The sequence below is a fragment of the Vannielia sp. genome (assembly GCF_029212645.1).
Lineage (GTDB): Bacteria > Pseudomonadota > Alphaproteobacteria > Rhodobacterales > Rhodobacteraceae > Vannielia.
The window spans coordinates 1-8,885 of sequence record NZ_JARGND010000074.1; the positions used below are offsets into that span (position 1 = coordinate 1).

General features: G+C 62.9%; 9 protein-coding genes and 1 riboswitch. Of the genes, 5 read left to right on the forward strand and 4 right to left on the reverse strand.

The window, feature by feature from the left end; all coding sequences use genetic code 11:
• Positions 1 to 621 (forward strand): aminotransferase class I/II-fold pyridoxal phosphate-dependent enzyme (locus P1U55_RS15100; RefSeq protein ID WP_301048460.1); only part of this gene is annotated, 621 nt, incomplete at its 5' end.
• Positions 622 to 745: 124 nt separating this feature from the next.
• On the opposite strand, the gene P1U55_RS15105 is transcribed toward P1U55_RS15100, so the two are convergent.
• The gene (locus P1U55_RS15105) at positions 746 to 1,939 is read right to left on the reverse strand and encodes an aminotransferase class V-fold PLP-dependent enzyme (protein ID WP_301048461.1); all 1,194 of its coding nucleotides are present in this window, start codon (positions 1,937 to 1,939) and stop codon (positions 746 to 748) included.
• Between the two features lie 126 nt (positions 1,940 to 2,065).
• Between P1U55_RS15105 and P1U55_RS15110 the strand changes: the two genes are divergently transcribed.
• Genes P1U55_RS15110 through P1U55_RS15120 form a run of 3 tightly spaced genes read left to right on the forward strand, consistent with a single transcriptional unit; the run spans position 2,066 to position 5,249 of the window.
• A complete protein-coding gene (locus P1U55_RS15110) occupies positions 2,066 to 2,758 on the forward strand; it encodes a tyrosine-protein phosphatase (protein WP_301048462.1) in 693 nt (230 codons plus the stop codon).
• Positions 2,755 to 4,512 carry an ABC transporter ATP-binding protein gene (locus P1U55_RS15115; RefSeq protein WP_301048463.1) on the forward strand — a complete coding sequence of 586 codons (1,758 nt, stop codon included), beginning with the start codon at positions 2,755 to 2,757 and terminating at the stop codon, positions 4,510 to 4,512. The genes P1U55_RS15110 and P1U55_RS15115 overlap by 4 nt, the downstream gene beginning before the upstream one ends.
• Positions 4,509 to 5,249 carry a folate-binding protein gene (locus tag P1U55_RS15120; RefSeq protein WP_301048464.1) on the forward strand — a complete coding sequence of 247 codons (741 nt, stop codon included), beginning with the start codon at positions 4,509 to 4,511 and terminating at the stop codon, positions 5,247 to 5,249. The genes P1U55_RS15115 and P1U55_RS15120 overlap by 4 nt, the downstream gene beginning before the upstream one ends.
• Before the next feature lie 3 nt (positions 5,250 to 5,252).
• Here the strand turns inward: P1U55_RS15120 and folE2 are convergent, their stop codons facing one another.
• From folE2 to metZ, 3 genes are read right to left on the reverse strand one after another with little or no spacing between them, the layout of a single operon-like run.
• Positions 5,253 to 6,353 (reverse strand): GTP cyclohydrolase FolE2, encoded by a 1,101-nt coding sequence (folE2, locus tag P1U55_RS15125; protein WP_301048465.1) that lies wholly within the window; start codon positions 6,351 to 6,353, stop codon positions 5,253 to 5,255.
• A 59-nt stretch (positions 6,354 to 6,412) separates the two neighbouring features.
• Entirely contained in the window at positions 6,413 to 6,592 is a 180-nt protein-coding gene (locus tag P1U55_RS15130) for a hypothetical protein (RefSeq protein WP_301048466.1), read from the reverse strand.
• A 44-nt stretch (positions 6,593 to 6,636) separates the two neighbouring features.
• Positions 6,637 to 7,815: an O-succinylhomoserine sulfhydrylase gene (gene metZ / locus P1U55_RS15135; RefSeq protein WP_301048467.1), complete on the reverse strand. Its 1,179-nt coding sequence runs from the start codon at positions 7,813 to 7,815 to the stop codon at positions 6,637 to 6,639.
• A 54-nt stretch (positions 7,816 to 7,869) separates the two neighbouring features.
• A riboswitch (SAM riboswitch) is annotated at positions 7,870 to 7,949 on the reverse strand.
• Positions 7,950 to 8,108: 159 nt separating this feature from the next.
• On the opposite strand from metZ, the gene P1U55_RS15140 reads away from it, so the two are divergent.
• Complete coding sequence (locus P1U55_RS15140; protein ID WP_301048468.1) at positions 8,109 to 8,810, forward strand: glutathione S-transferase N-terminal domain-containing protein; 702 nt, start codon at positions 8,109 to 8,111, stop codon at positions 8,808 to 8,810.
• Positions 8,811 to 8,885: the final 75 nt, after the last annotated feature.

An 8,885-nucleotide genomic window follows, 5' to 3' on the forward strand; every position in this document is an offset into this window, starting at 1 on the left:
CTCGCCAATCCCGATAACCCGATGGGCAGCGCTCATGATGCCGCCACGTTGGCCGAGATGCGCGCCAATCTGCCCGAGGGATGCCTTTTGGTGCTGGATGAGGCCTATGTTGAATTTGCCCCCGCCGGCACCGCCCCGCCGCTTGATCCCGGCGATGAAGGGGTGATCAGGTTTCGCACCTTTTCAAAGGCTTACGGGCTGGCCGGCCTGCGTGTGGGCTATGGGATTGCGCACCCTGATCTGGTGTTGGCCTTCAACAAGGTGCGCAACCATTTTGGCCTTGGTCGGGTGGCGCAAGCCGGGGCGCTGGCCGCGCTGGCCGACACCCCTCACCTTGCCCGTGTGCAGGGAGAGGTGGCCGCCGCCCGCCTGCGCATCGAGCAGATTGCCACCGCCAATGGCCTCACCGCCCTGCCCTCGGCCACCAATTTTGTGGCGCTCGATTGCCACGGCGGCGCGGCGCGCGCCAAGGCGCTTCTGGCCGAACTGGCCAAGCGCGGCGTTTTCGTGCGGATGCCCTTTGCGCCGCCGCAAGACCGCTGCATCCGCGTTTCTGCCGCGCCCGAGGCCGAACTTGCGGTGCTGGAGCGGGTTCTGCCCGAGGCATTGGCCGCGCTCTGACGGCGCGTTCGCAAAAAACCGGCGCGGCCTAGGGGCCGCTGGCGCCGAGGCTTATGGCGCTATGGCTGATCACCGCCGCCATTGGCGAAGCGCCATTGCGGGCACAATTCCGGAATCGCGCAGCTCAGGCGCTGGCGATCACCCGCGCCGCCGCCTCCACCCCGCCGCGCCCATGGTCGATGCCCAGCGCAATCATCGCGGTCTCTATCGCGCCCAGCGCCCCCAGCACCATATGCGCGTTGACGTGGCCCATATGCGCGATGCGAAAAAAACCGTCGCTGTTTGGGTCGTCTTCCGTCGCCATGCCAAGGCCAATGCCCAGCGTCACGCCGGTGTTTTCGATCAGCCAGCGCCGCAGGCGGGTGCCGTTTTCCTTGCCGATCCCGATGGCGGTCACGGCGTGGCTGCGCAGCTTTGGATCTTCGATATTACAGCAGATCGGGCCGCCCTGCCCCCAGGCCTCTACCGCCGCCCAAACCGCCGCGGAAAGGTGGGTATGGCGGTCCCAAACGGCCTCCATCCCCTCTTCTTTCAGCATGTTCAGCGCCTCGCGCAGCGCAAAAAGATGGTGGGTTGGCGCGGTGCCGCCGAAGTATTGGTAAAACCACTCTGGCCGTGAACGCTCGGTCCAATCCCAGTATTTTGAAGGGGTTGCGCGCTTGCGGGCCTCTTCTGCCCTGGGTCCGAAGAACACAAAGGCAAGGCCCGGCGGTGTCATCAACCCCTTCTGCGAGGCGGTGAGCATGAGGTCCACGCCCCAGGCATCCATCTCGAACCGGTCACAGGCCAACGAGGCAATGCAATCCACGCACAAAAGCGCCGGGTGGCCGGCCGCATCCAGCGCCTCGCGCAGCGGTTTGATCTGGTTCAACACGCTGGACGCGGTATCCACATGGCAAACGAGAACAGCGCGAACCTTATGCTCGGTGTCGGCGGCCAGCGCAGCGGCAAAGGCATCAACATCCACCGCGCCGTGGCGGCCAAAATCCACCCGATGCGCCTTGAGCCCAAGCTGCTCGGCGGCATCCGCCCAGCCATGGGCAAACCGCCCGGTGCAAAGCGCCAGCACCTCATCGCCCGGCTTGGCGATATTGGCCAGCGCCGCCTCCCAGCCGCCATGCCCGTTGGCAATATAAATCGCCACCTGGTGCTTCGTGCCCGCCACCATGCGCAAATCGGGAGCCATTCCATCGACCATATCGGGCAGCGCCCCCTCATAGATATTGGGCGCGGCGCGGTGCATGGCTTGCAAAACCCGGTCCGGCATCACAGATGGGCCGGGGATGGCAAGGTATTCACGACCATTGGCAAGGGGCATGGTTTGGCTCCACAATTGGGCTAGAGGCCTGACGTTACGCGCGGCGCGGGCGGCGTCAATCCCCTGCGGTGCTTGTGCGACACCGGGGGAGCGGCTATGCCCCGCAGACAAAGCCAAGGGGGCCCCATGCTGGATGGGCTGAAGACATCGCTGAAGAAGCTCGAACGCCGGATGCGTACATCTTTCGGTGACGATATCTCGACGCCCCGACAGCGGCGCCAAGCGTTGTGGCATTTTCACCTGTTCGATCACGCCTGGCTGCGCACCTTCTGGACCAATTTTGACAAGGTGGCAGACGGGGTCTACCGCTCAAACCACCCCGGCCCCGCAAGGTTGCAAAAGTACAAGGACATGGGGATCAAGGCGATCCTCAACCTGCGTGGCCGTGACGGCGGATACTCCCCCTGGCTGTTTGAGGAAGAGGCCTGCCGCGAGCTTGGGATCGAGCTGCGTGTCGCCAAGATTTATGCAAGGCGCCCAGCCACTCGCGAGGAGATGTTAAACCTGATCCAGGCGCTCAAGACTACGCCAAAACCCTTTGTGATCCACTGTAAATCAGGCGCAGACCGGGCCGGGCTGGCCTCGGTGATTTATTTGATCGTTGTTGAAAAACTGCCAGTCGAAGAAGCGCGCAAACACCTGAGTTTCCGCTATCTGCACATCAAGAGCAGCAAGACCGGCATCTGCGATCACATCATTGATGAATACGCCAAGGCACAGGCCGAAACCGGCATCGACATGGAAGACTGGTTTGCCAATGTCTACGACAAGGACGCGATGCAGCGCAGCTATGACGCGCGAAAGGGCAAAGCCGCGTGAGCGACAACGCACATAAGGGCAGCTTCGGCTGGCTCTGGCGCGGCTACCTGCGCCCCCATTGGCCCGCGTTGGTGCTGGCGGGGATATTCATGGCGCTCGAAGGCTCGATGCTCGGCTTTCTCAGCTACATGATGAAGCCGATGTTCGACACGGTTTTCATCGAGGGCGATGGCTCGGCACTTTGGCTGGTGGGTAGCGGCATCCTTGCGATTTTCCTGATCCGCGCCTTAACCTCGGTCGGCCAGAAGCTGATCCTCGCGCGGGTGACAAGCGCGGCGATCTACCGCATGAAAACCCGGCTCACCGCGCACCTCATGCGGCTGGATACCAGTTGGCATGGCCGCAATCCGCCCGGCGCGCTGATCGAGCGGGTTTCCAATGATACCACCGCCGTGCGCAACGTTGGTAATGTTGTCATCACCGGGTTGGGCCGCGATGTTGTGGCGCTGATTTCGCTGCTTGCGGTGGTGCTTTGGATTGATTGGCAGTGGACCCTGGTGGCCCTGATCGGCACCCCGCTTCTGGTGGCCCCCACCCTGCTCGCCCAGCGCTTCATCCGCCGCGCTACAACGCAGGACCGCCAGCTTGCCCAATCCATGACAACCCGGCTTGATGAGGTGTTTCACGGCATCAACCCGATCAAGCTGAACCGGCTGGAAGAGTACCAATCCCACCGCTTTGACAGCCTCGCCCACCAGCGCGTAAAGGCCGAAGTGCGCGCCCAGGTGGGCCGCGCCACGGTGCCCGCGCTGATTGATGTGATGACCGGGATCGGCTTTTTTGCGGTGCTGGTTTACGGCGGGCGTGAGATCATCGGCGGCGAAAAGACCGTTGGCGAATTCATGAGCTTTTTCACCGCCATGGCGCTGGCCTTTGAGCCGCTGCGCAGGCTTGGCCAGATCAGCGGCGCGTGGCAGGCGGCCAAAATTTCGATCGGGCGGGTGCGCGAGTTTTTTGACACCACGCCCAGCCTCACCTCCCCCGCCAGCCCGCGTGCGCCGGGCACGGGCGATATTACCTTCGAGGATGTGCGCCTCAGCTACGGCGATGCGCCGGTGCTGAACGGCCTCACTCTCACCGCAAGGGCGGGCGAAACCACCGCGCTGGTTGGCCCGTCCGGCGCCGGAAAATCCACCGTTTTCAACCTGCTCACCCGGTTGGTTGATCCAAACTCGGGCCGCATTTCCATTGGCGATGTGCCGGTCGCCGAGATGGACCTTGCCGCGCTGCGCAACCAGTTTTCGATGGTGAGCCAGGAGGCGCTGCTGTTTGATGACAGCCTGCGCGAGAACATTCTGCTCGGCCAGGATGTTTCGGACGCGCGGCTGCAAGCGGCGTTGAAAGCCGCGCATGTCGCTGATTTCGTGAAGGATTTCCCCGAAGGGCTTGAAACCCCCGCAGGCCCGCGCGGCTCTAACCTTTCGGGCGGGCAGCGCCAGCGCATTGCCATCGCCCGTGCCCTGCTGCGCGATTCCCCCGTGCTGCTGCTTGATGAGGCAACCTCGGCGCTCGACACCAAGAGCGAGGCGGTCGTGCAGGCCGCACTTGATCAGCTAAGCCAGGGGCGCACCACGCTGGTGATCGCCCATCGCCTCTCGACCGTGCGAAAGGCAGACCGGATTTTGGTGATGACCGCAGGCCGCGTGGTGGAGCAAGGCACCCACGAAACCCTCCTTGCCGAGGGCGGCATCTACGCCGAACTTTACCGCCTTCAATTCGCCGAGGGCGAAAACGCCCCTATCTCTGCCCCATGACCCAACGCACCCTCCTCCGCCTGACCGGCGATGACCGTCACCATTTCCTGCAAAACCTTGTGACCAACGATGTGTCACCGGGCCATGGCCTTACATGGGCCGCGCTGCTCACGCCGCAGGGCAAATACCTGGCCGATTTCTTCCTGCTGGACCGGGGCGAGGAAACGCTGCTTGATGTCGCCGCCCCGCTTGCCGGCGATCTGATGAAGCGGCTCACCATGTACAAACTGCGCGCCAAAGTTGGCCTGGAGGAAACCGGCCTTTCGGTGGCGCGCGGCACCGATGCCGCCCCCGATGGAGCCCTGGCCGATCCGCGCCACCCCGCCCTTGGCTGGCGGCTCTATGGCGCGTCGGGCAAGGATGGCACCGATTGGGATGCGCTGCGGGTGGCGCATGTGATCCCCGAAACCGGGGTTGAGCTGATCCCGAACGAAAGTTACCCGCTGGAAGTGGGTTTTGAGCGGCTGCACGGCGTCGATTTTCGCAAGGGCTGCTACGTGGGCCAGGAAGTTACCGCGCGGATGAAGCACAAGTCCGAGCTGAAAAAGGGCTTGGTTCAGGTGCAGGTTGAGGGGACCGCGCCCATTGGCACCGAGATCACCATCAAGGGCCGCGCCGCTGGCACGCTTTACACCCAATCGGGCGGTAAAGCCTTGGCCTACCTGCGTTTTGCTCGCGCCACCGCGCCCATGCAGGCGGGCGCGGCAACGGTGATCTGGGACGGCAAGAAGCCCTAAACCTCAGCCGCCATGCACCAGCGTGGTGAACAGTTTGGGGTCAAGGCTTTGCGCGGCAAAGGTCTCGCCCTCGGTCAGCACCGCCACCGCATCATGCGAGTGCAGGCTCTCCTGATGGCTCGCCACCACGCGAAAATCACCAATCCTCGGCTCCGCCCGAAGTGCCTCGCAAAAGCTGCGTGCGGCGTCTTCCACAAAGATCGGGTTGGCGGCGTTCAACTCGGCAAAGGCCTGCTCATCCTCGCGCTTGACCATCACCTGCGTTTCCGAAGGCACCGCTGTGCGGCAAAGCTCAACCAGATCTTCAAACCACAGCCGTGGGCCGGGCTTCACCTCGACCGAAATCCGCGCCACCGAGCGCTGCGAATGCGGCGTGGCCAGTTGGCCCCGCTCCCGGCGGGCGTGCTCCGAAAGCTCCAGCGAACAGGGGCAGGTTGAGGAATAAACAAAATCCAGGTGCATCAAGCGCTTGCGCACGCCCCCTTGATCAACCACCTCCAGCGCGATGTCGTAATACTGGTAGCCCTCCAGCCCGGAGCGCAGCGACCCCACCTTCATCGGGAAGGAAAACCGCATCTGAATACGCGCATCAAAGCTCTCAAGATCGCTCTTGTAGGCCTCCAGCGTTTCCTGAATCACATCCAGCGAAAACGTCCGCTCGGCCTGGGCATAAAACGTCCGCATGATGCGGCTCATGTTGATGCCCTTTTTCTCGGCCTCCAGCGAAACCGTCCCCGTCACCGAGGTTTCCAGCGCCAAATCACCGTTGTCGCGGGTATGAAAGCGGATCGGCAGGCGGAAATTGGAAATGCCCACATGCTCGATATGCGCCTTTGAACCACGGATCAGGCTCGAAGGGCCGTTCTGCAAATCGGGCATGGTCGCGCGATAGGCTTCGTCGGCCTCAAACTCCTCGGGGTAAGCCCTTGCGAGTGCGGGGTAATTTGGCAAGGGCGCATCCGGCAACAGCCGCGCGATGCTTGGGTCCAGCGCGGCCACCTCTTCGGGCGTGCGCGTGGTGGCCCAGCGGCGCAGCGTTTCAAGCGCGGCCTGGGCCTCGTCGCGGTCGGGCGTCTCGCCAATTTGGGCGGGATAGATCGTCATGGCAATTTCCCCCTTTCATCGGGTGCGGGCCAATGCCCTGATACGGGGCCGGGGCAGCGTCATGCAAGCCTTTCGTTATCACTACGCGGTGTGCCGCTGGCCGGATCACTTCGGCTTGGCGGCAGGTCTTCGGGGCTGGCGCGGCGCGGCGCTGGCGGCGCGAGCGAGCCGTCTCCATAGCGGGCGCCGCTGGCGGGCCAAAGGGTGAGGTGGCGGAAATCGGGTGTGGCAGAGCGCATGGGGTGGCTCCTTTTCGCGATGGGTTACAAGGGGTTGGGGGCGCTCAGGCGCGGTCCAACGCCTGCATCACATCGGCCACCAGATCGCCGGCATCCTCGATCCCCAGCGAAAACCGGATCAGCCCCGGCGCGATCCCCAGCATCGCCTTCTTCTCATCCGAAAGCCGCTGGTGGGTTGTCGTGGCCGGGTGCGTGGCAATGGTTTTCGCATCGCCCAGATTGTTGGAAATCAGCGCGATCTCCAGCGCATTGAGGAAGGCAAAAGCCGCAGGTCGCCCGCCCTTCAGTTCAAAGCTCACCACCGTGCCCGGCTGTTCCATTTGCGCCTGCGCAAGGGTGTGCTGCGGATGGCTCGGCAGACCGGGGAAGATGACCGATGCAAGCTTTTCGTGGCCTTCCAAGGCCTGCGCCAAAGCGATGGCGTTTTGCGCCTGTGCGCGGCAGCGAAGATCGAGCGTTTCCAACCCCTTGAGCAAGACCCAGGCGGTGAACGGGCTCATCGCGCCGCCGGTGTGCTTGATGTAAGGCTCCAGCACTTTGCGGATGAAGTCCTTCGTGCCCAGCACCACCCCGCCCAGCACGCGGCCCTGCCCGTCGATGTGCTTGGTGGCAGAATACACGATCACGTCCGCGCCCAGATCAAGGCTGCGTTGAAAGACCGGGGTGGCAAAAACGTTATCCACCACCACCAAAGCGCCAACCGCATGGGCCAACTCGGAAACCCCTTTGATATCAATCACCTCCAACGTCGGGTTGGAGAGGGCTTCAAAGAATACCAGCTTGGTGTCAGGCCGGATCGCCGCCTTCCAGGCCGCCAGATCGGTGCCATCGACAAAATCCACCTCAACCCCAAAGCGGGTCAGCACTTCTGACAGAACGTATTCGCAAGAGCCAAACAGCGCACGCGCAGCAACCACGTGGTCCCCGGCCTTGAGCGGCGCACATAGCGCCGCGTTGACAGCCGCCATGCCCGAGGCGGTAGCAAAGGCATCTTCGACCCCTTCGAGCTGCGCGATCCGGTCTTCGAACATCCGCACCGTCGGGTTGCCGTAGCGGGCATAGACAAACTCATCATCCCCCGCCTCTATGAACCGTGCTTCTGCCTGCTCGGCATTCTCGTAAACAAAGCCCTGCGTGAGGAATATCGCCTCGCTGACTTCGCCATATTGTGAGCGTCGGGTGCCTGCGTGCACCAGTTTCGTCCGGGGTTTTTGGTCAGACATGATTGGCCTCCTGCGCCAAATTAAAAAAGCCCTCACCGCTGTCAAGCGACGAGGGGCTTCCTCTGCCTGACCTCTTTAGCGGAAGTGTTTTGAGTGGCCCGCAATCCGGTGAACAAATCGCCACTGTGTGCTGCGTTCCTAATGCGGCGAGGGCGTGCTGGTCAAATGATTCTTGCCCCGCCCAGCCCCCGTGAAGAGGTGCGAGCGCAAAAAAACTTGGCAAAGTCTGCACTTATGCCCTTGCCCTGCCCGCGCGCTGCGTCATCTTGCAAAGAGCCCAAAGGAGAGCGCATATGACCATCGACCTATACTACTGGCCCACCCCGAACGGCTGGAAAGTGTCCATCGCGCTCGAAGAGATGGGCCTGCCCTACGAAACCCACCTGGTAAATATCGGCGCGGGCGAGCAGTTTTCCCCCGATTTCCTCGCCATTTCACCCAACAACCGGATGCCCGCGATTGTTGACCGCGAAGGCCCCGGCGGTGACCCTGTATCGGTGTTCGAAAGCGGCGCGATCCTGCTCTATCTGGCCCGCAAGAGTGGCCGCTTTTATGGCACCAACGAGCGCGAGCGCATCGCCGCCGAAGAGTGGCTGATGTGGCAGATGGGCGGCCTTGGGCCAATGGCCGGACAGGCGCACCACTTCCTCAAATACGCCCCCTCGATGGACCCGCCCCATGACCTGCCCTACGCCAAGGAGCGCTACCGCAACGAGGTCGCCCGGCTATTAGGCGTGCTTGATCGGCGTCTGGCGCAAAACGAATATGTGGCCGGGGGCAGCTACACCATCGCCGATATGGCAATCTGGGGCTGGGCCTCGCTCTGGGAAGGCCAGCAACAAACCCTCGATGACAAACCCAATCTCGCCCGCTGGCTCGGGCTGGTCGGAGGGCGCGAGGCGGTGCAACGGGGCCGTGCGCTGGCAGAAGATCAACGCAGCAACCTGCAAACCGACAGAGACGCCCAGAAGGTGCTGTTCAGCAAGCGCGATTAAACCGCCCTCGCGTCGCCCATCCTCTCAACGCTCTGGTAAATATCCCCGCCGGAGGCCCAAATCTCTTTGGGTGCT

Excerpts from the sequence above, each read along its gene's own strand:
- P1U55_RS15140 (WP_301048468.1), top strand. The coding sequence starts at position 8,109 with ATGACCATCGACCTATACTACTGGCCCACCCCGAACGGCTGGAAAGTG.
- P1U55_RS15130 (WP_301048466.1), bottom strand. The coding sequence starts at position 6,592 with ATGCGCTCTGCCACACCCGATTTCCGCCACCTCACCCTTTGGCCCGCC.
- P1U55_RS15105 (WP_301048461.1), bottom strand. The coding sequence starts at position 1,939 with ATGCCCCTTGCCAATGGTCGTGAATACCTTGCCATCCCCGGCCCATCT.
- metZ (WP_301048467.1), bottom strand. The coding sequence starts at position 7,815 with ATGTCTGACCAAAAACCCCGGACGAAACTGGTGCACGCAGGCACCCGA.
- P1U55_RS15120 (WP_301048464.1), top strand. The coding sequence starts at position 4,509 with ATGACCCAACGCACCCTCCTCCGCCTGACCGGCGATGACCGTCACCAT.
- P1U55_RS15110 (WP_301048462.1), top strand. The coding sequence starts at position 2,066 with ATGCTGGATGGGCTGAAGACATCGCTGAAGAAGCTCGAACGCCGGATG.
- folE2 (WP_301048465.1), bottom strand. The coding sequence starts at position 6,353 with ATGACGATCTATCCCGCCCAAATTGGCGAGACGCCCGACCGCGACGAG.